General features: G+C 73.9%; 23 protein-coding genes and 1 pseudogene. 19 read left to right on the plus strand and 5 right to left on the minus strand.

Going from position 1 to position 26,227, the window contains the following annotated elements; genetic code table 11:
- Nucleotides 1-81: 81 nt before the first annotated feature.
- The gene (locus ESG85_RS19365) at nt 82-951 is read right to left on the minus strand and encodes a hypothetical protein (protein ID WP_128980926.1); all 870 of its coding nucleotides are present in this window, start codon (nt 949-951) and stop codon (nt 82-84) included.
- 728 nt (nt 952-1,679) lie between these two features.
- Between ESG85_RS19365 and ESG85_RS19370 the strand changes: the two genes are divergently transcribed.
- The 5 genes from ESG85_RS19370 (at nt 1,680) to ESG85_RS19390 (ending at nt 7,245) form a co-directional block, all read left to right on the plus strand.
- Nucleotides 1,680-3,722: a DUF11 domain-containing protein gene (locus tag ESG85_RS19370; RefSeq protein WP_128980928.1), complete on the plus strand. Its 2,043-nt coding sequence runs from the start codon at nt 1,680-1,682 to the stop codon at nt 3,720-3,722.
- 92 nt (nt 3,723-3,814) lie between these two features.
- Nucleotides 3,815-4,255, plus strand: coding sequence for a cell division protein SepF (locus tag ESG85_RS19375; RefSeq protein WP_374050386.1), 441 nt, complete (start codon nt 3,815-3,817; stop codon nt 4,253-4,255).
- Nucleotides 4,256-4,991: 736 nt separating this feature from the next.
- Nucleotides 4,992-6,257 carry an AAA family ATPase gene (locus ESG85_RS19380; protein ID WP_246095175.1) on the plus strand — a complete coding sequence of 422 codons (1,266 nt, stop codon included), beginning with the start codon at nt 4,992-4,994 and terminating at the stop codon, nt 6,255-6,257.
- Nucleotides 6,244-6,615 carry a nucleotide pyrophosphohydrolase gene (locus tag ESG85_RS19385; RefSeq protein WP_128980932.1) on the plus strand — a complete coding sequence of 124 codons (372 nt, stop codon included), beginning with the start codon at nt 6,244-6,246 and terminating at the stop codon, nt 6,613-6,615. Before ESG85_RS19380 ends, ESG85_RS19385 begins: the two co-directional genes overlap by 14 nt.
- Nucleotides 6,616-6,750: 135 nt before the next feature.
- Nucleotides 6,751-7,245 (plus strand): DUF6099 family protein, encoded by a 495-nt coding sequence (locus ESG85_RS19390; RefSeq protein ID WP_181019069.1) that lies wholly within the window; start codon nt 6,751-6,753, stop codon nt 7,243-7,245.
- On the opposite strand, the pseudogene ESG85_RS36970 reads toward ESG85_RS19390, so the two are convergent.
- Nucleotides 7,242-7,382, minus strand: a pseudogene (locus ESG85_RS36970) (pyridoxamine 5'-phosphate oxidase family protein); the annotation flags it as partial. The gene ESG85_RS19390 and the pseudogene ESG85_RS36970 overlap by 4 nt on opposite strands.
- Before the next feature lie 291 nt (nt 7,383-7,673).
- Nucleotides 7,674-7,856, minus strand: a complete 183-nt coding sequence (locus tag ESG85_RS19400; protein WP_128980934.1) for a hypothetical protein — start codon at nt 7,854-7,856, stop codon at nt 7,674-7,676.
- Between the two features lie 378 nt (nt 7,857-8,234).
- On the opposite strand from ESG85_RS19400, the gene ESG85_RS19405 reads away from it, so the two are divergent.
- From ESG85_RS19405 to argF, 9 genes are all read left to right on the plus strand, one after another.
- Entirely contained in the window at nt 8,235-8,822 is a 588-nt protein-coding gene (locus ESG85_RS19405) for an SMI1/KNR4 family protein (RefSeq protein WP_128981178.1), read from the plus strand.
- Between the two features lie 277 nt (nt 8,823-9,099).
- Nucleotides 9,100-9,318, plus strand: coding sequence for a hypothetical protein (locus ESG85_RS19410; RefSeq protein ID WP_128980936.1), 219 nt, complete (start codon nt 9,100-9,102; stop codon nt 9,316-9,318).
- Nucleotides 9,319-9,630: 312 nt separating this feature from the next.
- Entirely contained in the window at nt 9,631-10,572 is a 942-nt protein-coding gene (locus ESG85_RS19415; protein WP_128980938.1) for a metallophosphoesterase family protein, read from the plus strand.
- A complete protein-coding gene (locus ESG85_RS19420; RefSeq protein ID WP_128980940.1) occupies nt 10,569-11,261 on the plus strand; it encodes a 4'-phosphopantetheinyl transferase family protein in 693 nt (230 codons plus the stop codon). Before ESG85_RS19415 ends, ESG85_RS19420 begins: the two co-directional genes overlap by 4 nt.
- A 246-nt stretch (nt 11,262-11,507) precedes the next feature.
- Nucleotides 11,508-12,419: a homocysteine S-methyltransferase gene (gene mmuM, locus ESG85_RS19425; RefSeq protein ID WP_128980942.1), complete on the plus strand. Its 912-nt coding sequence runs from the start codon at nt 11,508-11,510 to the stop codon at nt 12,417-12,419.
- A 107-nt stretch (nt 12,420-12,526) separates the two neighbouring features.
- A complete protein-coding gene (locus ESG85_RS19430; RefSeq protein WP_128980944.1) occupies nt 12,527-14,197 on the plus strand; it encodes a 3' terminal RNA ribose 2'-O-methyltransferase Hen1 in 1,671 nt (556 codons plus the stop codon).
- A complete protein-coding gene (locus tag ESG85_RS19435) occupies nt 14,194-16,743 on the plus strand; it encodes a polynucleotide kinase-phosphatase (RefSeq protein WP_128980946.1) in 2,550 nt (849 codons plus the stop codon). Before ESG85_RS19430 ends, ESG85_RS19435 begins: the two co-directional genes overlap by 4 nt.
- Before the next feature lie 510 nt (nt 16,744-17,253).
- The gene (locus tag ESG85_RS19440) at nt 17,254-18,486 is read left to right on the plus strand and encodes an arginine deiminase (protein ID WP_128980948.1); all 1,233 of its coding nucleotides are present in this window, start codon (nt 17,254-17,256) and stop codon (nt 18,484-18,486) included.
- Nucleotides 18,487-18,671: 185 nt separating this feature from the next.
- On the plus strand, nt 18,672-19,685 hold the full coding sequence (argF, locus tag ESG85_RS19445; RefSeq protein ID WP_128980950.1) for an ornithine carbamoyltransferase: 1,014 nt from the start codon (nt 18,672-18,674) through the stop codon (nt 19,683-19,685).
- Nucleotides 19,686-19,856: 171 nt separating this feature from the next.
- Here argF and ESG85_RS19450 read toward each other — a convergent pair whose 3' ends face one another.
- On the minus strand, nt 19,857-20,303 hold the full coding sequence (locus ESG85_RS19450; RefSeq protein WP_128980952.1) for a MerR family transcriptional regulator: 447 nt from the start codon (nt 20,301-20,303) through the stop codon (nt 19,857-19,859).
- 48 nt (nt 20,304-20,351) lie between these two features.
- Between ESG85_RS19450 and ESG85_RS19455 the strand changes: the two genes are divergently transcribed.
- Nucleotides 20,352-21,182 (plus strand): MBL fold metallo-hydrolase, encoded by an 831-nt coding sequence (locus ESG85_RS19455; RefSeq protein WP_246095160.1) that lies wholly within the window; start codon nt 20,352-20,354, stop codon nt 21,180-21,182.
- Nucleotides 21,183-21,238: 56 nt separating this feature from the next.
- On the opposite strand, the gene ESG85_RS36015 is transcribed toward ESG85_RS19455, so the two are convergent.
- Nucleotides 21,239-21,733: an ATP-binding protein gene (locus ESG85_RS36015; RefSeq protein WP_246095161.1), complete on the minus strand. Its 495-nt coding sequence runs from the start codon at nt 21,731-21,733 to the stop codon at nt 21,239-21,241.
- A 391-nt stretch (nt 21,734-22,124) separates the two neighbouring features.
- Here ESG85_RS36015 and ESG85_RS19465 point away from each other — a divergent pair, with 391 nt between their 5' ends.
- The 4 genes from ESG85_RS19465 (at nt 22,125) to ESG85_RS19485 (ending at nt 26,215) form a co-directional block, all read left to right on the plus strand.
- Nucleotides 22,125-22,952, plus strand: a complete 828-nt coding sequence (locus ESG85_RS19465; RefSeq protein ID WP_128980954.1) for an enoyl-CoA hydratase family protein — start codon at nt 22,125-22,127, stop codon at nt 22,950-22,952.
- Nucleotides 22,953-23,122: 170 nt separating this feature from the next.
- The gene (locus ESG85_RS19475; RefSeq protein WP_181019072.1) at nt 23,123-25,369 is read left to right on the plus strand and encodes a bifunctional salicylyl-CoA 5-hydroxylase/oxidoreductase; all 2,247 of its coding nucleotides are present in this window, start codon (nt 23,123-23,125) and stop codon (nt 25,367-25,369) included.
- 166 nt (nt 25,370-25,535) lie between these two features.
- Nucleotides 25,536-25,829: an ArsR/SmtB family transcription factor gene (locus tag ESG85_RS19480; RefSeq protein WP_128980956.1), complete on the plus strand. Its 294-nt coding sequence runs from the start codon at nt 25,536-25,538 to the stop codon at nt 25,827-25,829.
- A complete protein-coding gene (locus tag ESG85_RS19485) occupies nt 25,826-26,215 on the plus strand; it encodes a VOC family protein (protein WP_128980958.1) in 390 nt (129 codons plus the stop codon). Before ESG85_RS19480 ends, ESG85_RS19485 begins: the two co-directional genes overlap by 4 nt.
- Nucleotides 26,216-26,227: the final 12 nt, after the last annotated feature.

Genomic DNA, 26,227 nt, shown 5'->3' on the forward strand with positions numbered 1-26,227 from the left:
TGGCGGTGGAGGCCACGGATCGAGGGAGGCATGACCGCACACCTGCACCCGGCCGGGCCCGAGACCTCGGCACCGGATGGCTTACCGCTGCCGCGTAAGGATGTACCGCTCACCCGAATCCGGCTCGCCGATCCAGGTGAAGACCGTCGGGTGTTCCTCCGTACCGCCGATGTCCCAGCCGAAGGACAGGCCCTCGCAGTCCACGATGCTGAGCTCGTACGGCCGACCGACACCGTCGTTCTCGGTCAACTGCCATTTCCCGGTGCAGTTGGAGGCACCGGACTGCTCACCCGTGGCCTCGTACTCGTTGACGCCCTTCGCCGTCACCGTGCCGTCCGCCTCGAAGCGGAGGCTTCCGCCGTCGCCGTCCGTCCAGGTGCCGACCATGTCGGCTTCAGCGAGCCGGGGCGGTTTGTAGATCTTGAGGATCCCCGAGCCGTACGCCGCGACCCCGACCGCAAGCGTCACCGCGAGCAGCCCCAGACCGCCCAGCGCCACGCCCCCGAGCACCCGCCATCGGGCCCCGGGCTTTCCGGGGTTCCCCGCCGCCCGAGCGCACAGGGTCGCGGGTGCCAGCCCGACGATGAGGCTGAGGGCAAGGACGGGATAAACGAGCAGGTCGCCGGGGCCGTCGAAGCCGGCCAGGAGCATGCAGGAGCCGATGAGCAGCGCCAGGGCGGCGGCAACGACCGCCACAGTGGCCAGGGTGAGCTGCCAGCTGTCGCGCCGCCCCGTACGGCGGGCCACCGCACGCCCGAGGAGGACGAGGGGAAGCACCGCCATCGCCGAACCGGCCAGCCCTGCGATCATCGAAATGACTGCCAGCAGCACGAGCGCGAATATGGCGCCGAACAGCCATCCCAGGCCGCCTTCGCCTCCGTGGGACTCGGACTGCAAGCTGTACAGGACGGCGACCAGCGCGGCGATCACGGCCTCAGCCCCGATTGCCACAGCCCCGACGGTGAACACCGCAGCGTTCCCGCCGTCCGGAGGCCGCACGGGCATGAACCCCTGCGGCGGCACACCCGGATTCCCAGGAGCCCCCGGCGGTGTCAGCCCCCATGTCGGCGGCGTGGTCTGCGTCATGCGTCCCCCTATGTCCAGGCACATCATGCACCTGGGCACACCGGCGTGATCAAAGGGGGTGCCCCCATGTCTTTCGTCAAGCCTGAGCTGGTCATGTAGCCGATGCGACCGGACCCCAACGGGCCCGGGACGTCTGCGAAGCCCTCGATCACGAACTGCTGCCGAAGAACATCGAGGGCACCCGCCAAGCTGAAACGCCTGGTCAAGCTCGGCATCCTCACCGAGATCGACACGGGCAGCTTCGCCAGGAAGCAATAGCCGACCGAGCCCCGCGACCAGCGGTCCTGCCCCAACCTCACCGGGAAACGGACATCAGATCACGAACCGCCCTCTGAGAGGGAGCGACTTCCGTAGGGGACGAGGGCGCGGGCGCGTGCCTCGCGCGGGCGCCGGCGCGCGTCTCACGAGGACGCGGGCGCGTGCCTCGCGCGGGCGCCCGCGCCGGGCTTCGCGCGCTCCCTCTGCCGGGTGGATCCGGCGCGGCCAGTGGGACGCAGGGCGGCACGGCCCGAGGGGCGGAGTCGGAGGGGGACCGGAAGGTGTGGGTGCTGTGCCCCTTCCCGTACGCCGTGGACACGGAGGTTCCTCCTCGCATGACCGCTCACGCACACCTCAGACCGGCGTGGCGGCGCCGCGGACCGGGCGGCAGGGCCACGGCCCTGGTCGCGCTCGGGCTGGCGGCCGCCCTCGCCCTGCCCGGCACCGCGTTGGCCGCGCCCGGGGACCTGGACCCGGAGTTCGGGACCGACGGACGGGTCACGACGCCCGTGACCGGATTCGCGGAAGGCCGCGACATCGCCCGGCAGTCCGACGGCAGACTGGTCGTGGCCGGCACCAGCGAGGCCGGCTTCACCCTCGCCCGCTACGACGCGGACGGCGGCCTCGACGGCGGTTTCGGCGGCGGGGACGGCATCGCGACCAGCGACTTCGGCGGCGGCAGCCACTCGGCGAACGGGGTCGCCGTCCAGCCCGACGGCAAGATCGTCGTCGTCGGCACCACCGAGGTCGTCGACGAGGGCGGCGGCTGCTGCTTCTTCTCCGTGGCGCGGTATCACGCCGACGGCAGCCCCGACACCGGCTTCGGCGACGGAGGACTCGTCCGGATCGAGGAGTTCGGCGGCTCCGCCGACGGCGCCGACGTGGCGCTGCTGCCCGACGGCCGGATCGTCGCCGCCGGCAAGGGCGGTGGCGGCGGTTTCGCCCTGGTCCGGCTGAACGGCGCCGACGGCAGCCTCGACACCACCCTCGGCGGCGACGGCGCCGTGGTCGCCGGCTTCACGCCCGCCTCTCCGCAGGACGCGGGCGGCATCGCCCGCGGCCTCGCCGTCCAGCCCGACGGCAAGGTCGTCTCCGTCGGCTACGTCGGCAACACCGCCTTCGACATCGGTCTGGCCCGCTACACCACCGACGGCACCCTCGACACCACCTTCAGCGGGGACGGCACGGTCACCGCCGACTTCGGCGGCACCGAGTTCGGCAACGCCGTGGCCGTCCAGCCGGACGGCCGGATCGTGGCCGCCGGCGCCGGCGGCTCCGGCGTCGCCCTGCTCCGCTACCTCGCCGACGGCAGCCCGGACACGGGCTTCGGCACCGGCGGCCGTACCTCCGTCGCGTTCCCCGGCGACCGCGGATCGGCCAACGCCCTGGCGCTCCAGACCGACGGCAAGATCGTCGTCGCCGGACTCGCCGACGACCCGAACAGCACCGAGTCCAACGACTTCGGCGTCGCCCGCTTCACCCCGAACGGCACCCCGGACACCGGATTCGCCGGCGACGGCTTCGCCGTGACCGGCTTCGGCGACTTCGACGAGGCGCGCGCCGTCCTCGTACAGCCGGACGGCAGGATCGTCGCCGCCGGATACGGCGCCGGCTTCGCCTTCGCCCTCGCCCGCTACGAAGGCGGCGGCAGCACCCCGCCGCCCACGCCCCAGGCCGATCTGACGGTGCGCAAGACCGGCAGCGCCACCGTGAGCATCGGCGACCGCGCCACGTACACGGTGACCGTCACCAACTCCGCGAGCTCCACCGCCACCGCCACCGGCGTCACCCTGACCGACACCCTCTCCGGCGCCGGCGTCACCCTGGTGTCCGCCACCCCGAGCCAGGGCAGCTGCACCACCACCGGCACCAGCGCCACCTGCGCCCTCGGCTCGCTCGCCGCCGGCGCGAGCGCCACGGTCACGGTGACCGCCGAACCCCGCGCCACCGGCACCCTCACCGACAGGGCCACCGCGAGCGGCAGCCCGCAGGACCCGAACGCCTCCGACAACACCGCCACCGCGACCACCTCCGTGAACAACGCGCGCGGCTGCACCGTCATCGGCACGAGCGGCGCCGACACCCTGAACGGAGGCTTCGGCAACGACGTCATCTGCGGCCTCGGCGGCAACGACACCATCCGCGCCAACTACGGCAACGACACGGTCCACGGAGGCTTCGGCAACGACAACGTCGACGGAGGCTTCGGCGACGACACCCTCCACGGAGACCAGGGCAACGACACCCTGAACGGCTCCTACGGCAACGACCGCCTCACCACGACCGACGGGGTCACCGGCAACGACTCCGCCAACGGCGGCTACGGCTCCGACACCTGCACGACCGACCCGGGCGACACCCGCCTCAGCTGCCCCTGACCTCGGCGAACCGGCCCGGACGCGCGAGAATCGCCGTCCGGGCCGGAGACGGTTCGTGTCGGTGTTGGGCCGAACGGGTGAGGGGCGGGAGGATGGGGCGCATGAGTAGGTACGAGAGGTACGACGTCACCGACGAGCAGTGGGAGGGCCTGGCACAGGTCGTGCCCCTGCGCGGCCGGGACGAATGGCCGTCCAGGGTGGACCATCCCACCATCCCCGACCGGTACGAGGCCGCCGCGCAGCGCCGCATGGTCGTGCTGCGGGTCCAGGTCTTCGCCGACGCCCGCGAGGTCGCCGAGTACCTCATCGCCCAGATCCCCGTGCTCCTCGACCTCACGAGCGCGGACGCCGACGTCGCCAAGCGCATCCTCGACTTCAGCAGCGGCGTCGTCTTCGGACTCGGCAGCGGCATGCACCGCGTCGACCGCAACGTCTTCCTCCTCGCACCGGCCGGCACCGAGGTCGAAGGCTCCGCTGACGAGAACGCCGAGGACGGCGAGCATGCCGACGAGGGTGCGATCCCTCGTTCGTAGGAAGGTCGTTCAGCCGTAACGGTTCGTCGTCCGGACGGCTGCGTACCGTCCGGACATGACCACCACCGGCGGCACCGCATCCGACCGCACGCACGACCCCGACACCGCGTACGGTCCCGGGCGTACCCGTACTTCCGACGGCCCGTACGGCCCTGACGCCGCGTACGGTCCCGGGCGTACTCGTACTTCCGACGGCCCGTACGGCCCTGACGCCGCGTGCGAAGGCGCTGACGACGCGTATGGCTCCGACGGCCCCTACCGCCCCGGCCGAAGGGCCGGCGGCGCGGCCGGCGGCGTGACCGGCACCGCGGCCGACCCGGCGGCGCCCGGGACCGTCCCGTCCCAGGGACGGGCACGGGTCCCCGCGCCCGTCCACGGACGACCCCTGAGCCGCGACGGCGCGCAGGGCCGGCCCGTGGGTCCGGATGCCGCGCAGGGCCGGCCCCCGGGCCCCGATGCCACGCAGGGGCGGACGCTGGGCCCCTCGCCCGCGTCCACCACCGGTCCGCTGCCCGCAGCGACCCGCACACCCGGCCCGCGTCCCGTCCCCGCCGTCGAGTCACCGTCCCGGCGCGGGCCGCTGCCCGTGACCGGGGCGCCGACGGCCGCCGCGCGGGCCTCCGGCGCGCGGGGCTCCGACACGTCGGCCTCCGGCGCGCGGGCCTCCGGCGCGCGCGGCTCCGACACGTCGGCCTTCGCCGCGTCGGCACCAGCCGCGCGCGGCGGGGGCGGTCGTGTGCCGGTGACGGCGGCCCGGCCCGCCGTCACCGAACTGCGCCTCTCCGCCTTCGGCCCGCACCGCGGAACCGTGGTCCCGCTCGGGCCCGTGACCCTGCTCCGGGGACCGAGCGGCAGCGGCAAGTCCACCGCCCTGCGCGCGTACGAGCTCCTGGCCACGCTCGGCGCGGGCGCGGGCCTCGCCGAAGCGCTGCCCGACGCGGCCGACCTGGTGCCGGAACGCGCCCGGCCCGACGCGCAGGGCAGGCGCGGCTTCCGGATCGGCTGCACCGTCGACGGCCCCGCGGGCCCGGTCCACCTCGACCTCGCCGTCCAGGTCGAACCCGCCCTGCGGATCGTCGGCGAACGTCTCACCGGCCAGGGCCGCACCCTCCTCACCACGGCCCTGCGCGACCCCGGCCGGGGCACCGTCCACGCCGAATGGCACACCGCGGGCAGCACGCCCGTCACCCGGGCCCCGTTCCCCGACGACCTGCTCGGCACCGCCCTGCTCCCGTTGCGCGTCGCCGGCAAGACGCAGGGACAACGGGACGTCCTCGCCGCCGCCGAACAGGTCGTCGTCGGGCTGCGCTCGGTCTTCCCCTGCGACCCGCGGCCGCGCCGCATGCGCGCGCCCGTGCCGGTGGGCGCGGGCCGGCTGCGGCGCGACTGCCGCAACCTCGCCGAGGTGCTGCACCGCACGGCCCACGAATGCACCCGCCGGCACGCCCGCCTCACGGCACTCGCGGCCGCCGCCTGCGCGGGACCGGTGACGGCCGTCGGCTTACGGGAGATGGCCGACGGCTCGCTCGTCCAGGCCGTCCTCGAGCGCGCCCAGCGCGGCGCGGCCCCGGCCACGCCGCTGAGCCGCCTCGGCGACGGCGAACTGCGCTCCCTCGCCTTCGGACTCGTCCTGCTCACCGGGCCGGGGGTGCTCGCGATGGACCCGGTCGCCGAGGTGCCGCAGGCCATGCAGACCCTCACCGTCCTCGCCGACGGCCTGGACCGCGACCTGGACGGCGGGCAGACGCGAGCGCTGCTGACCCTGGCGACGGAGATCTGCGCCGGCGGCCACCTGCGCCTCGTGGGCACGGTGGGGGAGGGCACCGCACTCCCGGCGGACGCGACGGTGGCAGGGGTGGGGGAGGCGGAGGCCGCGTCGCGGGCGGAGCCCGCTCCGGGGGCGGGGGAAGCGGCCGGCCCGCCGGGGCCGACGACGTCACCGGCAGGTGCGGGGGACCCGGCGGTGATCTCGGTGGTAGACCTGGTGCGTGACCGAACATGACGTACCCGGCCTGCAGCGCCGCCTCGCGGCCTTCGCCGCCGCCCGCGACTGGCAGCCCTATCACACGCCGAAGAACCTGGCCGCGGCGCTGAGCGTCGAGGCCGCCGAACTCCTGGAGATCTTCCAGTGGTTGACGCCGGAGGAAGCGGCCGCGGTGATGGCGGACCCGGACCGGGCGCACCGGGTCACCGACGAGGTGGCCGACGTCCTGGCCTATCTGCTGCAGTTCTGCGAGGTGTTGGGGATCGACCCGCTGGCGGCGCTCTCGGCCAAGATCGACCGCAACGAACTCCGTTTCCCGGTGCGCGGAGACCGCGCAGAGGACGCCGGCGACCATGATCGTCACTCTTCGGAGTGATCGAGTTTTCCCCATCGGGCTTCCTGTCCACAGATTTCCGAATTCCTCTGGTGTTTGGGCTCAGTCGGCCTCACGCTGGGTAATGGAATGAGTGAGCGGGAAGCACGGTAAGTCCGGGGAACGGGGGCGGCGTTGATGGAAGCGGAGCGATTGATCGCGACAGGTCGGCATGCGCTGGCCGAGAGTCGTGTGGCGTGGGACATCGTGGCGGAGGCCTGGCAGGCCCAGGCCCTCGCCCAGGCGATAGGCAGTCATCTCGCGCTGTGCGGCCCGCTGGAGCTGCGGAGCGAGGCACGAGGACTGAGCGAGACGGTCGGCGGACGGGGCGCGGTCGACCACCCGGCACTGCGTGCGGGCGGTCCACGCGCCGCGCAGCTGACCGGCGTCGGGGACGCGCGAGTGGCACTGACCGCTCTGGGCGCGCTCCTCGGGGAGGTGGGCATCGCCCTGGTGGGCGTGGCCTGTGCCACCGACGACGAGGGGCTCTACTGGCAGTGCATCGAGGCCATCGACGCCGCTGACGAGGCCGGTGACCGGGTCCGCGCGATGCTCCGCCGTCTCGCCGTCCGCGACCGCGACCGCCCTCCCGACCGGACCCGCGGCCGAGCGGGCCCGACCGCGGGCCGTTAGGAGGTGCCGGCCACCCATGCCCCGTCGCGCATGACGACCCGGCCGCGCAGTTCGGGCGTCCCGCGCCAGGCGCGCACCGTCTGCGGCGCCGCGCGCAGATACAGATAGGGGGACTTCTCCTGGCGCGGATCCCAGCCGGGGCGCCGGCCGGCAGCTCCGGGTGCAACCGGCGCCCCGGCGCTGAAGAGCTCGATGCCCAGAAGCCGTCCGTGTGCGTCGCAGCCGAGTACCGCCGCGCCGTCCTCGGCGGACACCTGCCGGACGGCCTCGCCTGGGGCGATGCCGTCGACGAGGGAGATGTACGCCATGTTCGCTGAGGCGTCGTACTCGACCCGCGAAGCGGCCCTGCCCGTTGCTCGCCGACCTGCGGACTCAGGTCCCGGCTCTCCAGGGAGCGTACTGACGTCGCGGGATCGCCAGGGCGGAGCCTAGGCGGGGGTGTCGTCGTGGTGGGACGCCGGGCGGGAGGGGGTGGAGGACTGGAGTTCGGCGTCGAGCTGGGACAGGTCGGCGGTCAGGGCTGCCATGAGTTCCTCCATCTGCTGCAGCAGCCCCTTCGGGGCGCCGCCCGACGGCTGTACGGGCTGTTCCTGCGCGGCTTCCTGGGACATGGCGGCCTCCTCGGCCCGGGCCCTTCGGTGCGGGAAGGGCCGTCAGAGAGAACGACGCACCGGCAACGGCCGCCGGCGCGCGGGCCGGGCGGTCCGGCTCCGCCCCAGCCAACGACCCCCGCCCGCCCCTGGTCACTGGCCCACGGGGCCGCGGCCCGCCACAGGGTCGGATATTCACCCGACCGAGCCGGTGGAGATCGTCCGCTGACGAAACGGTTGACGCGGGGGGCGAGGAAGGGCGGGATCACCGGTCGCACGGTTGCCGGGAGTCCTCGGTCGCCGGGAGTCCTCGGTCCGTTCGGGCGCTGAGCGGCCACGCCTTGCCGCAGGATGACCGGCGGCTTCCTTCTCGACGGCATGGGCCGGAACGGATCCGGGATGATGTGCGACATGTACACGGAAACCTGTGACCCGGCGGAGCTCGCCGTCCTCCGCGAGGTCTTCGCCTCCCGTCCCGAGGCGCTGCCGCCGGCCGGCTGGGAGACGGTGCGGGCCTTCGAGGCGGAGCACGGCGTCGTGCTTCCCGAGCCGTACCGCACGTTCGTCGCGGAGGTCTGCGACGGGCTGCGCGCGGGTCCGCCCTTCTGCGGTCTGCTGCCCCACGGGGACATACCCGACGACTGGGGTGCGGGCCGCCCCGAGCGGCCGCTCGCCGAGCCGTTCCCGCTCACGGAGGCGTGGCTTTGGGAGGAGGACGAGGGGGAGACCGAGGGCGAGGCGGAGCTGGAAGCACGGATGGACGCCGTGTACGACCGTGGCTCGCTGCTGCTGGGCACCGACGGGTGCGGCATGTACTGGCACCTCGTCGTCACCGGGCCGCAGCGCGGGCACGTCTGGCTGATCGACGACTGCGCCGCGATCCCCTTCGGCACCCGGCCGGGCACCTGCCTGATGCCGGGCACGCCCGGGTTCGCGGGGTGGGCGGCCCACTGGGCCGAGGGGCGGCCCTGGTTCGCGGAGGACTGAGACGCGGGCTGCGCCGACGGGCGCCCGGTCAGGCTCGCGGCGGCCGTCGATCACCCGGCGGCGGCAACGGCACCATGGGCGGGGTACGGACCCGGCCTCCAGCCCGCCTCTCCGCCGGTCTCGCTGCCCGACCGGGTGGCCGGCGCGCGGGTGGGCCGATGGTTCCGAGGAGCTGTCCGAGGCGATCATGGTTAGTGCTCCGGTCGGCCGGGCATGACCCGGCCAGGACCCATGGGGTCGCACATCTGTGCGTCATAGTGATACGGGGGAGGACGTCATGGCTTTCGTCTGGTTTTTCGGGGTTCTGGGTGGCGCGTGCCTGCTGCTCATCGTCACGCTCATGCGCCGCAACGGGCGGCGGACGGAGACGGCGGAGGGGCTGCGCATCGAGGAGCAGGCTCGTATTCAGGCACATGAGGACCGTGTGTCCTACAACTCCCTGTCCGTGCACTCCTCGATGCCCACGGCAGGCGACGCCTACCAGCGGCGTCGCTGAGACCCGCCGACCAGCCCGACGCCCCGGTCACGTCGTGACCGGGGCGTCCGTGTCACCGGCGGACGTCCGTGCCGGCGCCCTGCGCCGCGCCGCCGCCCGCCGGGGCGAACCCGCTTCCGGGCACCGCCAGTTGGGGCGGGCTCCGGGAAGGTACGGTCGACCTGAAGGGACCGTCCCTCATCGACGGCACCGCCGGTGGCGGGCTTCCGGTGGGACGGGCGCGCACCCGTGGCCACGCGCCCGTGGCCACGTCCGTCCGGCGCGCCCTCCCGCCGCGCCGGGACCGACCGACCCGAAGACAGGAAACGCGGCATGACCGACGGCACGACCGAGAGCAAGGGCCGCCTGCTGGCCATCAGCGACCTGCACGTCGCCTACCGGCAGAACCGGGCGATCGTGGAGTCGCTGCGACCCACGACCGACGACGACTGGCTGCTCGTCGCCGGCGACGTCGGCGAGATGTCCGAGGACATCGAGTGGGCCCTGTCGCTGCTGAGCGAGCGCTTCGCGCGGGTGGTGTGGACACCCGGCAACCACGAGCTGTGGACGCCGAAGGAGGACCCGGTCCAGCTGCGCGGCCAGGCGCGGTACGAGCACCTGGTCGCCCTGTGCCGCCGCCTCGGCGTCCTGACGCCGGAGGACCCGTACCCCGTGTGGCACGGCGCGGGCGGTCCGGTCACGGTGGCGCCGCTCTTCGTGCTGTACGACTACTCGTTCCGCGTGCCCGGCGTCACCACCAAGGAGGAGTCCCTCGCCCGCGCCGAGGAGAACGGCATCGTCTGCACCGACGAGTTCTTCCTCCACCCCGACCCGTACCCCAGCCGCGAGGCCTGGTGCGAGGCCCGCGTCGCGCTCACCGAGAAGCGCCTCGAAGAATGCGACCCGGAGCTGCCGACGGTGCTCGTCAACCACTACCCGCTCGTCCGCGAGCCCACCCGGATCCTGCGCTACCCGGACTTCGCGCAGTGGTGCGGCACGGAGCGGACCGCGGACTGGCACCTGCGCTTCCGCGCCCGCACGGTCGTCTACGGCCACCTGCACATTCCCCGGACGACCTGGCACGACGGGGTGCGCTTCGAGGAGGTGTCGGTCGGCTACCCGCGCGAGTGGAGCCGGCCCCGCCACCCGGCGGTCGGCCTCCGCCGCATCCTGCCCGAGGAGGCCGGGACCGACGAGCCGAAGCCCGACGAGCGCCTCGAGCCCGAGGAGCGGGGCGCGCCGGGGGAGCGGGGCGCGCCGGGGGAGGGCGCGTGATCGGACGCCTGGTGCCGGACGGCGTCGTCGCCGTGCACGCCTTCGAGGACGTCGCCGAGCCGGGCGACCTCCACCCCGAGGAGGCCGCGCTGATCGCGAGGGCCGTGGACGCCCGGCGCCGCGAGTTCACCACCGCCCGATGGTGCGCCCGGCAGGCCCTGGCGGGCCTGGGCGCGCCCGCCGCCGCGCTGCTGCCCGGCCCGCACGGCGCGCCGATCTGGCCCGAGGGCACCCTCGGCAGCATCACCCATTGCGCGGGCTTCCGCGCGGCCGTCGCCGCCCGCTCGGCCGCCGTCACCGCCCTGGGCATCGACGCCGAACCGAACGCGCCCGTGCCCGACGGCGTCCTCGAGGTCATCGCCCTGCCCGGCGAGCACCGCCACCTCCGCGAGCGGGCGCGGACGGAACCCGAAGTGCGCTGGGACCGGCTGCTGTTCAGCGCGAAGGAGTCCGTGTACAAGTCCTGGTACCCCTGGACCGGTCAGCGCCTCGCCTTCGAGGACGCGGCCCTCACCTTCACCCTGGACCGCCGTGGGGACGGCGGCGGCGGCCGCCGCGGCCTCGGGGGCGGCTTCACCGCCCGCATCCTGCGCCCCGCCCCGTCGCCGTCCGCCGCCCTGCCCGACCGGCTCGAAGGACGCTGGCTCGCCCAGGAAGGACTCCTGCTCACCGCGATCACGGTGGTCTGAGCCGTCGCCCGGGGTAGGGACAAGGCGGGGAGGTACCGTGCAGAGAGGAGAGACGATCTCCGCGCGGACCCGAAAGACCGCAGGCCGAGGGACCGAGGGGCCGCGGACCGCAGGACCGCAGGACCGCAGGAACGAGAGACCGAGGACTGTAGGACCGAAGGACTGGGGGACCGCGGGCCCGCAGCCGCCGGGATCGCGCAGCGCAGGACCGTTCGACCGTTCGACCGTTCGCAGCAGGGGTGACCGATGAAACCGGACCGTTCGCTCGCCGCCGCCCTCCGCGAAGGGGCGCTCGTCCTCGACGGAGGCCTCTCCAACCAGCTGGAGGCCCAGGGCTGCGACCTGTCCGACGCGCTGTGGTCCGCGCGGCTGCTCGCCGACGCGCCCGAGCAGATCGAGGCGGCGCACGCCGCTTACGTACGCGCCGGGGCCCAGGTCCTCATCACGTCCAGCTACCAGGCCACCTTCGAAGGCTTCGCCCGGCGCGGCGTCGCGCGCGCGGAGACGGCACGGCTCCTGCTCCGCAGCGTGGAGCTCGCGCGGGCGGCGGGGGAGCGGACGGAGCGGGAGATCTGGGTCGCTGCCTCCGTCGGGCCGTACGGGGCGATGCTCGCCGACGGCAGCGAGTACCGCGGTCGCTACGGGATGTCGGTCGCCGAGCTCGAACGCTTCCACCGGCCCCGCATCGAGGTCCTGGCCGAGTCCGGGGCCGACGTCCTCGCCCTGGAGACGGTTCCGGACGCCTACGAGGCCGAGGCGCTGCTGCGGGCCGCCGGCCGGTCCGGGGCGGTGCCGGTCTGGCTCTCGTACACCGTGGACGGCGCGCACACCCGGGCCGGCCAGCGGCTCGAGGACGCCTTCGGGCTCGTCGCGGGGCTCGACCAGGTGGTCGCGGTGGGCGTCAACTGCTGCGACCCGGCCGACGCCGGGCACGCCGCGGAGGTCGCGGCCGCGGTGTCCGGCAAGCCGGTCGTCGTCTACCCCAACAGCGGGGAGCGCTGGGACGCGGGCACCCGGCGCTGGCACGGCGGCACGACCTTCGCGCCCGCCACCACCGCCGGGTGGCGCGCCTCCGGGGCCCGCCTGATCGGCGGCTGCTGCCGCGTGGGCCCGGACACCGTGGCCGCCCTGGCCGCGAGCGTGTCCGGCCACCCGTAAGCCGAGGACGGCGCCCGTCCCCCTGGCCCGGGGGAAGCAGGCTCCCGACCCCGTCCCCTCGTGAAATGCGTTGTGGCCGACGCGCGCCAAAGGTCATGCTGGAACGCATGCTCCTGACGATCAGCACCACCGGCACCCCCGAGAAACCTGCCACTGACCTGGGCTTTCTCCTGCACAAGCATCCCGGGAAGGCGCAGTCCTTCTCGACCTCGCACGGCACGGCGCACGTCCTCTACCCCGACGCCGGCCCCGAGCGGTGCACCGCCGCCCTGCTGCTCGAAGTGGACCCCGTGGCGCTCGTGCGCCGCAGCAGGGGCAAGGGCCGGGGCGGCGCCCCGGACGCGGCGCTCGCCCAGTACGTGAACGACCGCCCGTACGCCGCCTCCTCGCTGCTCGCCGTCGCCCTCGCGAAGGTGTTCAAGAGCGCCCTGCACGGCAGTTGTGCCGCGCTGCCGGAGCGGGCCGCCGCCCCGCTGCCGCTGCGGATCGAGGTCCCCGCGCTGCCCGCGCGCGGCGGCGCGGAGCTGGTCACGCGGCTGTTCGGCCCGCTCGGGTGGGAGACGGTGACCGCCGAACCGGTGCCGCTCGACCCGGAGTTCCCCGAGTGGGGCGACTCCCGCTACGTACGGCTCGTCCTCGAGGGCGAGTTGCGGCTCGCCGACGCGCTCAACCAGCTCTACGTGCTGCTGCCCGTGCTCGACGACGCCAAGCACTACTGGGTCGCGCCGGACGAGGTGGACAAGCTGCTGCGCGCCGGTGACGGCTGGCTCGCGGACCACCCGGAGCAGAGGCTGATCACCAGCCGCTATCTGTCCCGCCGTTGGGGCCTGACCCGCGAGGCGACCGAGCGGCTGGAGCTCGTACGGCTCGCCGAGGCGGACGGCCTCGCCGTCGAGGACGTCGACAACGCGGTCGACGAGACCAGGGACACCGAGGAGCGGCCGGTGCCGCTCGCCGAGCAGCGCCGCGAGGCGATCCTCGCCGCCCTGCGCGCCGCCGACGCCACCCGCGTCCTCGATCTCGGCTGCGGACAGGGCCAGTTGGTGCAGGCGCTGCTCAAGGACGTGCGGTTCACCGAGGTCGTCGGCGTCGACGTGTCGGCGCGCGCCCTGGCGATCGCCGCGCGCAGGCTGCGCCTGGAGCGGATGGGCGAGCGGCAGGCCGCCCGCGTCAAGCTGCTCCAGGGCTCGCTCGCGTACACCGACAAGCGGCTGACCGGCTACGACGCGGCCGTGCTCAGCGAGGTCGTCGAGCACCTCGACCTGCCGCGACTGCCCGCGCTCGAGTACGCGGTGTTCGGCTCGGCCCGGCCGCGGACGGTGCTCGTGACGACGCCGAACGTCGAGTACAACGTGCGCTGGGAGTCGCTGCCGGCCGGACACGTCCGGCACCACGACCACCGCTTCGAGTGGACCCGGGAGGAGTTCCGGGCCTGGGCGGCCCGCGTCGCGGAGACGTACGGGTACGAGGTCGGGTTCACGCCCGTCGGACCCGACGACCCGGAGGTCGGCCCGCCGACGCAGATGGCGACCTTCACCCGCGCCGAGGAGAACAGCGGCGAGGCCAACAGCCAGGGCGGCGGCCGGGTCAACGGCGAGGCCGACGGCCAGGGCAGCGGACAGGGCAACGACCAGGCCAACGGCCGGAGACCCGCCCGCGACACCGCCACCGCCACCCACACCGACACAGCCGCAGAAACCGGCAACGCCGCCGGAACCGCCACCGACACCGCCACCGAAACCGACACCGAACCGAGCGAGAAGCAGGACGCGGCATGACCGACACCATCGAGACCCCGAGCCGTAGGCTGCCCGTCACCGATCTCTCCCTCGTGGTCCTGATCGGCGCGACCGGTTCCGGCAAGTCGTCCTTCGCCCGGCGCCACTTCAAGCCGACCGAGATCGTCTCCTCGGACTTCTGCCGAGGACTGGTCGCCGACGACGAGAACGACCAGAGCGCCAGCAAGGACGCCTTCGACGTCCTCCACTACATCGCCGGCAAGCGGCTCGCCGCCGGGCGGCTCACCGTCGTCGACGCCACCAACGTGCAGCGCGAGGCGCGCCGGCAGCTGGTGGGGCTCGCCCGCGAGCACGACGTGCTGCCGATCGCGATCGTCCTCGACCTGCCCGAGTCGGTGTGCGCCGAGCGCAACGCGGCCCGACCGGACCGCGCGCACCTGCCCCGGCACGTCATCCAGCGGCACCGCCGCGAACTGCGCCGCTCCCTGAAGGGCCTGGAACGCGAGGGCTTCCGCAAGGTGCACGTGCTGCGCGGCGTCGCCGAGGTGGAGGCGGCCGAGGTCGTCCTGGAGAAGCGGTTCAACGACCTGCGGCACCTCACCGGGCCGTTCGACATCATCGGCGACGTCCACGGGTGCCGCTCCGAACTGGAGACCCTGCTCGCGAAGCTGGGCTACGTCGACGGCCGCCACCCGGAGGGGCGGACCGCCGTCTTCGTCGGCGACCTGGTCGACCGCGGACCGGACAGCCCGGGCGTGCTGCGCCGCGTCATGGACATGGTGGCCGCCGGGGACGCGCTGTGCGTGCCCGGAAACCACGAGAACAAGCTGGGCCGCTGGCTGCGCGGTCGCAAGGTGCAGGAGACCCACGGCCTCGCCGAGACGATCGAGCAGCTGGGGCGCGAACCGGAGGCGTTCCGCGCCGAGGTCGCGGCCTTCGTCGACGGACTGGTCAGCCACTACGTCCTCGACGAGGGCAGGCTCGTGGTCTGCCACGCCGGTCTGCCGGAGAAGTACCACGGCCGCACCTCCGGCCGGGTGCGCTCGCACGCCCTCTACGGGGACACGACCGGCGAGACGGACGAGTTCGGGCTGCCGGTGCGCTACCCGTGGGCCGAGGACTACCGGGGACGGGCGACCGTCGTCTACGGGCACACGCCCGTCCCGAACACCTCGTGGATCAACAACACCATCTGTCTCGACACGGGTGCCGTGTTCGGCGGCAGGATGACCGCGCTGCGCTGGCCGGAGCGCGAGCTCGTCGACGTACCGGCGGAGAAGGTCTGGTACGAGCCGGCCAGGCCGCTCGCGACCGAGGCGCCAGGCGGTCACCAGGGCCGGCCGCTCGACCTGGCCGACGTGCACGGCCGGCGGATCGTGGAGACGCGGCTGATGGGCAACGTGGCGGTACGGGAGGAGAACGCGGCGGCCGCGCTGGAGGTCATGAGCCGGTTCGCCGTCGACCCGCGGCTGCTCGCCTACCTGCCGCCGACGATGGCGCCGACCGCCACGTCGAAGGCGGAGGGCTACCTGGAGCACCCGGCCGAGGCGTTCGCGCAGTACGCGGCCGACGGCGTCGGGCGGGTCGTGTGCGAGGAGAAGCACATGGGGTCGCGGGCGGTGGCGCTGGTGTGCAGGGACGCCGGGGCGGCGCGCGAGCGCTTCGGTGCAGACGGCCCGACCGGCGCGCTGCACACCCGTACCGGACGGCCGTTCTTCGACGACCCGGAGACCACCGAGCTGGTCCTCGGGCGGCTGCGGGCGGCGATCGGTGCCGCCGGGCTCTGGGACGAGCTGGACACCGACTGGCTGCTGCTCGACGGCGAGCTGATGCCGTGGTCGCTGAAGTCGGCCGGACTGCTGCGCTCGCAGTACGCGGCGGTCGGCGCGGCGTCGCGGGCCGTGTTCCCCGGCGCGCTGGGGGCGCTCGAACAGGCGGCCGCACGCGGCGTGCCCGGGCTCGACGGGCTGCTCGGCCGGCAGCGCGAACGGGCCGTGGACGCGGCGGCGTTCACGGAGGCGTACCGGCGCTACTGCTGGCCGACGGACGGTCTGGAAGGCGTGCGCTTCGCACCGTTCCAGGTGCTCGCCGTGCGCGGGCGTTCGCTGGCCGCCGTGCCGCACGACGAGCAGCTGGCCTGGCTCGACCGGCTCGTCGAGCACGACCCCACCGGACTGCTCCAGGTCACGCGGAGGCTCGTGGTCGACCCGGCCGACGAGACGTCCGTACGGGCCGGGACCGACTGGTGGCTCGAGCTGACCGCGGCCGGCGGCGAGGGCATGGTCGTCAAGCCGCTCGCGGCCGTGGTCACGGGTTCCGACGGACGCCCGGTGCAGCCGGGCGTGAAGGTCCGCGGCCGGGAGTACCTGCGGATCATCTACGGCCCGGAGTACACCCGTCCGGACAACCTGGCGCGGCTGCGCGAGCGGCACCTCGGCCACAAGCGCTCGCTGGCCCTGCGCGAGTACGCGCTCGGCCTGGAGGCGCTGGACCGGCTGGCGGCCGGCGAGCCGCTGTGGCGGGTCCACGAGGCGGTGTTCGCGGTCCTGGCCCTGGAATCGGAGCCGGTCGACCCGCGGCTGTGACGACGGGGTGACGCGGGCGCGGACGGGCTGCCCGGCGGTGGGGGCGGGGCTTGCGCGCGGGCGGGCGCCGTCCGGGCCCGTCCGTGGGCGCATGCGGTTGACCTTCGCACAGGGGGCGCAAGGGGGCTGAAAGCAGCGCTCCCTCGCGCCCCTCGTGCTCGCTCCCGGCCGCGTCGACGCGATTCTTCCGGTGCCTCTGGCGTTCTTCACCCTACGGAGCGACGGACCCCGGCCCGCGTCGTCCGGACCCCGGCCCGCCCGTCCGGACGACGGGCCGCCGACCCGGACGACCCTGCCCGCGTCACCCCCGGGTGCGCCGGGCTCGGGCCTGCCAAGGACGGGTGGCTGACCTTCGCCCTCCTCGGCAGCGTCCCGGTGCTGCCCGTGACCCTGGTCGTCGTCATCGTCGTCATCGTCGCGTCGGCCTGAGCCGCGTCGGCGAAGCGCGTCAGCGGGATCTGACACGCCGAGAACCACACGCGCGCCGCGCCGCTCCGTCAGGATGGGTGCATGGGATTCCATGTCGATTCCGAGACCGGGCGGCTGCGCCGCGTCATCCTGCACCGCCCCGATCTGGAGCTGAAGCGGCTCACCCCGAGCAACAAGGACGCCCTCCTCTTCGACGACGTGCTGTGGGTGCGCCGCGCGCGGCAGGAACACGACGGCTTCGCCGACGTGCTCCGGGACCGCGGGGTGGCGGTGCACCTCTTCGGCGACCTCCTGCGCGAGACGCTGGAACTGCCCGCGGCCCGCGAACTCGTGCTGGAACGGGTCTTCCACGAGAAGGAGTACGGCCCGCTCGCCGCCGACCACCTCCGCGCGGCCTTCGACTCGCTGGACGCCGGTGCCCTGGCCGAGGCGCTGGTCGGCGGAATGACGAAGCGGGAGTTCCTGGCGGCGCACCGCGAGCCGACCTCGGTGCGCTTCCACGCCCTCGACCTCGACGACTTCGTGCTCGGCCCGCTGCCGAACCACCTCTTCACCCGCGACACCTCCGCCTGGATCTACGACGGCGTGTCGATCAACGCGATGCGCTGGCCCGCCCGGCAGCGCGAGACCGTCCACTTCGAGGCGATCTACCGGCACCACCCGCTGTTCACCGGCCCGACGGCGGGCGACTTCCACCACTGGTCGGAGGGACAGTCCGACTACCCGTCGACGATCGAGGGCGGCGACGTCCTGGTGATCGGCAACGGTGCCGTCCTCATCGGCATGAGCGAACGCACCACCCCGCAGGCCGTGGAGATGCTGGCGCGCGGCCTGTTCGCGGCGGGCTCGGCGCGCACCATCATCGCCCTCGACATGCCGAAGCGCCGCGCCTTCATGCACCTGGACACGGTGATGACGATGGTGGACGTGGACACCTTCACCCAGTACGCCGGGCTCGGCATGCTCCGCTCGTACACCATCGAGCCGGGCGACGAGGGCCAGTCCCTGCGGGTCACCGACCATCCGCCGGAGCAGATGCACAGCGCCATCGCGGCGGCGCTCGGGCTCCAGGACATCCGGGTGCTCACCGCCACGCAGGACGTCCACGCGGCGGAGCGCGAGCAGTGGGACGACGGCTGCAACGTCCTGTCCGTGGAGCCGGGCGTCGTCGTGGCGTACGAGCGCAACGTCACCACGAACACGCATCTGCGCAAGCAGGGCATCGAGGTGATCGAGATCCCGGGGAGCGAGCTGGGCCGAGGGAGGGGCGGCCCACGCTGCATGAGCTGCCCGGTGGAGCGCGACGCGGCGTAGGAGCGGGCAGGAACGGGGCAGGAACGGGGCAGGAACGGCGTCCGGCCCGGCGGCGCGGGTCGGGCGCGTGCCGTGGGGAAGGGCGACGACCCGGGGGCTGTATAAGAATGCGAAAGTACGTATACTTCCTAGGGTCTCGTCCCCGGGGCGTCCCCGACCGTACCCACCCCCCTCAGGAGGGCCTCATGGCCACCGACCTCACCGGCCGCCACTTCCTCAAGGAGCTGGACTTCACCGCCGAGGAGTTCCGCGGCCTGCTGGACCTCGCCGCCGAGCTCAAGGCGGCCAAGAAGGCGGGCACGGAGGTGCAGCGGCTGCGCGGCCGGAACATCGCGCTGATCTTCGAGAAGACCTCGACCCGCACCCGCTGCGCCTTCGAGGTCGCCGCCGCCGACCAGGGCGCCTCGACGACCTACCTCGACCCGTCCGGCTCGCAGATGGGCCACAAGGAGTCGGTCAAGGACACCGCGCGGGTCCTCGGCCGGATGTTCGACGCCATCGAGTACCGGGGCGACAGCCAGGCCGCCGTGGAGGAGCTGGCCGAGTTCGCCGGCGTGCCGGTCTACAACGGGCTGACCGACGACTGGCACCCGACGCAGATGCTCGCCGACGTCCTCACCATGACCGAGCACAGCGACAAGCCGCTCGACGGCATCGCCTTCGCCTACCTCGGCGACGCCCGCTTCAACATGGGCAACTCCTACCTGATCACCGGCGCGCTGCTCGGCATGGACGTCCGGATCGTCGCCCCGAAGGCGTACTGGCCGGCCGAGGCCTTCGTCGCCGAGGCGCACCGCCTCGCCGAGACCAGCGGCGCCACGGTCACGCTCACCGAGGACATCGCCGAGGGCGTGCGCGGTGCCGACTTCGTCGCCACGGACGTGTGGGTCTCCATGGGCGAGCCCAAGGAGGTCTGGGACGAGCGGATCACCGCCCTCGCGCCGTACTCCGTGACCATGGACGTCCTGCGCGCCACCGGCAACCCGGACGTGAAGTTCCTACACTGCCTGCCGGCCTTCCACGACCTCGGCACCGCGGTCGGCCGCGACATCCACGAGCGGCACGGCCTCACCGAACTCGAGGTCACCGACGAGGTCTTCGAGTCCGCCCACTCGGTCGTCTTCGACGAGGCCGAGAACCGCATGCACACCATCAAGGCGGTCATGGTCGCCACCCTCGGCGCCCCGGCCGGCGCCTGACCGAAGCCGGGCGGTGCGCCGGCACCCGCGTGTCCGGGGCCGCGAGCCCGGAGTCACGTGTCCGGAGCCGCGTCTCCGGGGCCGCGTGTCCGGGGCCGCGCTCGAACCCGCGCGCCCGGGTCCGCGCGCCCGGGGTCGCGTCTCCGGGGCCGTGTGTCCGGGTCCGCGCGCTCAGACGGGCGGCGCGGGCGCGGGCGGTGTGTCCGCGTCCGCCGTCCCGTGCTCGCGGGGGACGTTGCCGACCGCGCGTCTGAAGTCCGGGCAGTCGACGATCGGTTCGTGCGCGCACACGGACGCGTGGCGCAGGCTGTCGCGCAGCCGGGTCAGGCGGCCGATCTGCTCGTCGAGGTCGTCCGCCCTCGCCGTCATCCGGGCCCGGAGGTCCGCGTCCGACGGGCGCGCCACGACGAAGCGGTGGATCTCGGCGATCGACAGTCCCGCGCTCCGCGCGCAGGTGATCATCGTCAGGCGCTCCAGGACCCCGGGGCGGTAGGTGCGCCGCAGGCCGTTGCGGCCGTCGGCGGTGATCAGTCCCCGCTTCTCGTAGTAGCGCAGCGCCGAGGGCGCGAGCCCGGAACGGCGGGCGACCTCGGCGATGTCCAGCAGGGGTGCGTCCATTCCGGTCTCCTTGACTTGAAGCGCGGTTGAAGTCGCAGCCTAGTCGCCATGAAGATCCTGAAGGTCCATCACCTCAACTGCGGATCGGTCCGCACCGTCGACCCCACCTACGAAGGCCCCGCGGCCGCGCCCGCCGTCAACCACTGTCTCCTCGTGGAGACCGAGGCCGACGGTCTGGTCCTGGTCGAGACCGGCCTCGGCCTCGGCGACGTCCGCGATCCCGGGGCGAGCCTCGGCGCCGACTGGATCGCCATGGCCGCGCCCGTGCTCGACGAGGAGGAGACGGCGGTCCGGCAGGTGGCCCGTCTCGGTCACGATCCCGCCGCCGTCCGCCACATCCTCCTCACCCACCTCGACGTGGACCACTGCGGCGGGCTGCCCGACTTCCCCGGCGCCCGCGTGCACCTGCTCGCCGGCGAACTGGCGGCCGCGCGCGCCGACGCCTCCGGGCACCGCTACCGATCGGCCCACTGGGCCCACGAACCCCGCTGGGTCACGTACGACCCCGAGGACGCCGCGGTCACCGAGGACTGGTTCGGCTTCGCCTCCGTACGGCTCGACGGCCTGCCGTCCGAGTTCCGGCTCGTCCCGCTCGGCGGCCACACCGCGGGCCACGCCGGCGTCGCCGTACGGGACGGCGACCGCTGGCTGCTGCACTGCGGCGACGCGTACTACTACCACCGCGAGATGACGGCGGCGAAGGAGCCGCACCCGGTGATGGACCTCGTCCAGACCGGCTCCGAGGTCCACCGCGAGCTGCGGCTCGGCACCCAGGCCCGGCTGCGCGAGCTGGTCCGCGACCACGGCGACGAGGTCGAGGTCTTCTCCGCCCACGATCCCTGGGAGTTCGCGCGCCTCCGCGCGGCCGCCGGGGCGTAGGCGCGGGGAGGAGCCGGCTGCGGTCCGGCGCGACGACGCGACCCCGATGACCTGCCTCAGCTGTCCCGGCCGGCACCGCGGCGGCGCTGCGTCGGGACCGCGGGCAGTGCCGGCAGCGTGAACCACACCGCCTTGCCGTGCGCGGTGGGGCGGTGGCCGCAGTCGCTGCTGAGCGCCCGGATCAGGAGCAGCCCCCGGCCGTGTTCCTGCCAGGGGTCGACCGGGGCGACGGGCCCGGGCCCGATCAGTTCGCCGGGGCCCGCGGGGCGGCGGTCGTGGACCTCTATCTGGCAGCCGCCGGTCGCCGGGAACAACTCGACGACCAGCTCGATCGGCCCGTCGCCCGGGGTGTGCTCCACGGCGTTGGCGACCAGTTCGGCGGTGAGCAGCTCGGCCGTGTCGCTGTCGGCGGCGGCCCGCTCGGCGCCCTCGATCTCGGTGAGGGCGGAGCGGACGAGGGCGCGGGCGATCGGCACGGCGGCCGTGGTGTGCGGCAGCTCGACGGGCCAGGCCGCGGGCCGGGGGACCGGGGGACCGGGGGCAGGGGACACGGCGGGGTTCCGTTCGTGCTCGGCGGGTGGGGGAGTAGGGGGGGCGGGAGAGCGGATGGAGCGGGCGGAGTGGGCGGAGTGGGGGAGCGGGTGGAGTGCATCGGGGGTGGGGGAGCGGGTGGAGTGCACCGGGAGCGGGGTGGGGCGGGGTGGGGCGGGGGGCGACACCGGAGGGGCGGGGTCGCTTTCCAGCCTACGGAGCCGGAAATCCGGACACAGAGGCGGTCGCCCGCAGGTGCGGGGACGTGCGTCCGGTCCCTGGCGGGACCTTCGTCGGCGCGTCCCGCCCCCTCGTCGTATTGCGTACTCGTGACGACAGTCACGTATGAGTGATACCCTCCAGGAGGTGCTGCCGTACCGGTACGTGCACACAACAGGGAGGTCCTCCCGAATGAGCCCCTTCACCGGCTCCGCGACCCGGACCGAACGCTGGCGCCATCTGCGCCTCACCATCGACGACGGCGTCGCGACGATCACGCTCGCCCGCCCCGAGAAGCTCAACGCCCTCACCTTCGGCGCCTACGCGGACCTGCGCGACCTGCTCGCCGAGCTGTCGCGCGAGCGGGCCGTCCGCGCCCTGGTGCTCGGCGGCGAAGGCCGCGGCTTCTGCTCCGGCGGGGACGTCGACGAGATCATCGGTGCCACCCTCTCCATGGACACCGCCCAGCTCCTCGACTTCAACCGGATGACCGGCCAGACCGTCCGGGCCCTGCGCGAGTGCCCCTTCCCGGTGATCGCCGCCGTCCACGGCGTCGCCGCGGGCGCCGGGGCCGTCCTCGCCCTCGCCGCCGACTTCCGCGTCGCCGACCCCACCGCCCGCTTCGCCTTCCTCTTCACCCGCGTCGGGCTCTCCGGCGGCGACATGGGCGCCGCCTACCTCCTGCCCCGCGTCGTCGGCCTCGGCCACGCCACCCGGCTGCTGATGCTCGGCGACCCCGTCGGCGCCGCCGAGGCCGAGCGGATCGGCCTGATCAGCGAGCTGACCGAGGAAGGAGCCGCCGGCGCCCGCGCCGCCGTCCTGGCCCGCCGCCTCGCCGAGGGCCCCGCCCTGGCCCACGCCCAGACCAAGGCCCTGCTCACCGCCGAGCTCGACATGCCGCTCGCCGCCTCCGTCGAGATGGACGCCGCCACCCAGGCCCTCCTGATGCACGGCGAGGACTACGCCGAGTTCCACGCCGCCTTCACCGAGAAGCGCCCGGCGAAGTGGCGGGGACGGTGACCGCCGTGCGGGACGGGCGGGAGGGGCGGAACGCGCCGGACGGGCGGGACGGGCGGGACGTGCGGGACGTGGGGGACGGGCGGATCAGGCCGGACGGGCGGGACGTGCCGGACGTGCCGAAGGACGCGCCGAACAGACGGAACGCGCCGGACGCGCCGGCCGGACGGCCGCTGCGCGTCGCCGTCATCGGCGGCGGACCCGGCGGCCTCTACGCCGCCGCGCTGCTCAAACGCGGCGACCCCGACCGCGAGATCACCGTCTGGGAGCGCAACGCGCCTGACGACACCTTCGGCTTCGGCGTCGTCCTCTCCGACGAGACCCTCGGCGGCATCGCCGACGCCGACCCCGACGTGTACGCGGCCCTGCGCCGCGAACTCGTGCGCTGGGACGACATCCACATCGCCCACCGCGGCCGGCTCCTCACCTCCACCGGCCACGGCTTCGCCGCCCTCGGCCGACGCCGGCTCCTGGAGCTCCTGCACGCCCGCTGCACCGCCCTCGGCGTACGACTCCGCTTCCGCACCGAAGCCCCGCCCGCCGCCGAACTCGCCGCCTCCCACGACCTCGTCGTCGCCGCCGACGGCGTCCACAGCCGCACCCGCGAGGCACACGCCGACACCTTCCGGCCCACCCTCACCACCCACCGCTGCCGCTACATCTGGCTCGCCGCCGACTTCGCCCTCGACGCCTTCCGCTTCGACATCGCCGAGACCGAACACGGCGTGATGCAGCTCCACGCCTACCCGTACTCCGCCGACTCCTCCACCGTCATCGTCGAGATGCGCGAAGAGGTCTGGCACGCCGCCGGCTTCGACGAACTCGACGAGAGCGAGTCCGCCGCCCGCTGCGCCAAGATCTTCGCCGACGCCCTGTACGGCCGCGCCCTGCGCTCCAACAAGTCCGCCTGGACCGCCTTCCGCACCGTCGTCAACGCCCGCTGGTCGCACGGCAACACGGTGCTCCTCGGCGACGCCGCCCACACCGCGCACTTCTCCATCGGCTCCGGCACCAAACTCGCCGTCGAGGACGCCGTCGCCCTCGCCGCCCACGTCGCCGCCCACCCCGGCAGCCTCCCCGACGCGCTCGCCGGCTACGAGGCCGAGCGCCGCCCGGTCGTCGAGTCCACCCAGCGCGCCGCCGCCGCGAGCCTCCGCTGGTTCGAGGAGCTTGGCGGTCAACTCGACCGACCGCCACGCCAGTTCGCGTTCAACCTGCTCACCCGCAGCCGTCGGGTCACCCACGACAACCTGCGCCTGCGCGATCCCGCCTTCACCTCCGCCGTCGAGACCGAGTTCGGCTGCCCGCCCGGCACGCCGCCCATGTTCACGCCCTTCCGGCTCGGCCCCCTGACCCTGCGCAACCGGGTCGTGGTCTCGCCCATGGACATGTACGTGGCGGAGGACGGCGTTCCCGGCGACTTCCACCTCGTCCACCTCGGCGCCCGCGCCCTCGGCGGCGCCGGGCTGGTCATGACCGAGATGGTCTGCGTCAGCGAACGCGGCCGGATCACGCCCGGCTGCGCCGGCCTGTGGACCGACGCGCAGGCCGAGGCCTGGTCCCGGATCACCGCCTTCGTCCACGCCCAGGCCCCCGGCACCGCGATCGGCGTCCAGCTCGGCCACTCCGGCCGCAAGGGTTCCACCCGGCGCATGTGGGAGGGCATCGACCAGCCGCTGCCCGACGGCAACTGGCCCCTCGTCGCCGCTTCCCCGCTCCCGTACCGGCCCGGCGTCAACCAGACCCCGCACGCCCTCGACCGGTCCGGACTCGCCGCCGTACGCGAGGAGTTCACCGCCGCCGCCCGCCGTGCCGCGCGGGCGGGCTTCGACCTGCTCGAACTCCACTGCGCCCACGGCTATCTGCTCTCCGGCTTCCTCTCGCCGCTCACCAACCACCGCACCGACGCCTACGGCGGCGACCTCGCCGGCCGGCTGCGCTTTCCGCTCGAAGTCTTCGACGCGGTACGGGAGGCGTGGCCGGCCGACCGGCCCATGACCGTCCGGATCTCCGCCACCGACTGGGCCGAGGGCGGCACCACCGCCGACGACGCCGTCGAGATCGCCCGCGCCTTCGCCGCCCACGGCGCCGACGCCCTCGACGTCTCCACCGGCCAGGTCGTGCCCGACGAGCGCCCCGAGTACGGCCGCTCCTACCAGACGCCGTACGCCGACCGGATCCGCTCCGAGCTCGGCGTCCCGGTCATCGCGGTGGGTGCCATCTCCTCCTGGGACGACGTGAACTCCCTGCTCCTCGCCGGCCGCGCCGACCTGTGCGCCCTCGCCCGCCCCCACCTCTACGACCCGCACTGGACCCTGCACGCCGCCGCCGAACAGGGCTACGAGGGCCCCGCGGCCCCCTGGCCGGCCCCGTACCGCGCGGGCAGCCGCCGCCCGCCGACGGGCCGCAAGGACCCCTGAGCGAGGGTCCCTGCGTGAGGGCGCGTGGGCGAGGACCCCTGAGCGAGGGTCCCCGAACCCAGGCCCTGAGCGGACCGGGGGCCCGTGACGGAAGCGGGCGGTGAGTGAGCTCGCGGCCTCGTCGATCCACTTGATAGGCAAGTCGGTGCTTGCCTATGGTGGCGCCATGGCGGACGATGTGTTCAAGGCCCTGGCCGATCCCACCCGCCGGCTCATCCTCGACGGGCTGGCGGAGCGGGACGGACAGTCCCTGTTCGAGATCTGCGCCCGCCTGGCGGCCCGGCACGGCGTGGCGATCTCCCGGCAGGGAGTGAGCCAGCACCTCGCGGTGCTCGAGGCCGCCGGCCTGGTCAGGACCCGGCGCGAGGGCCGCTACAAGTTCCACGACCTGAACACCGAGCCGCTCGAACGCGTCATGAGCCGGTGGCTCAGGACCGACACCCCGGAGAGCACCCCATGAGGATCAACCTGACCAGCGTCTTCGTCGACGAACAGGACAAGGCGCTGCGCTTCTACACCGATGTGCTCGGCTTCCAGAAGAAGACCGAGGTGCCCCTGGGAGGCCACAGCTGGCTGACCGTGGTGTCGCCGGACGAGCCCGACGGCGTCGAACTGGTCCTGGAGCCCAACCAGCACCCCGCCGCCAAGGCGTACCAGGACGCGCTGGCCGCCGACGGCATCCCGGTGAACTCCTTCGCCGTCGACGACGTCCACGCCGAGTTCGCCCGCCTGAGCGCCCTCGGCGTCCGCTTCACCCAGCCGCCGGCCGACATGGGCCCGGTGATCACCGCGATCCTCGACGACACCTGCGGCAACCTCATCCAGATCGCCGAGTACAAGGACTGACGGCCGGCGGTC

It is taken from the genome of Streptomyces roseicoloratus (assembly GCF_004117935.1).
GTDB classification, from domain to species: Bacteria; Actinomycetota; Actinomycetes; order Streptomycetales; family Streptomycetaceae; genus Streptomyces; species Streptomyces roseicoloratus.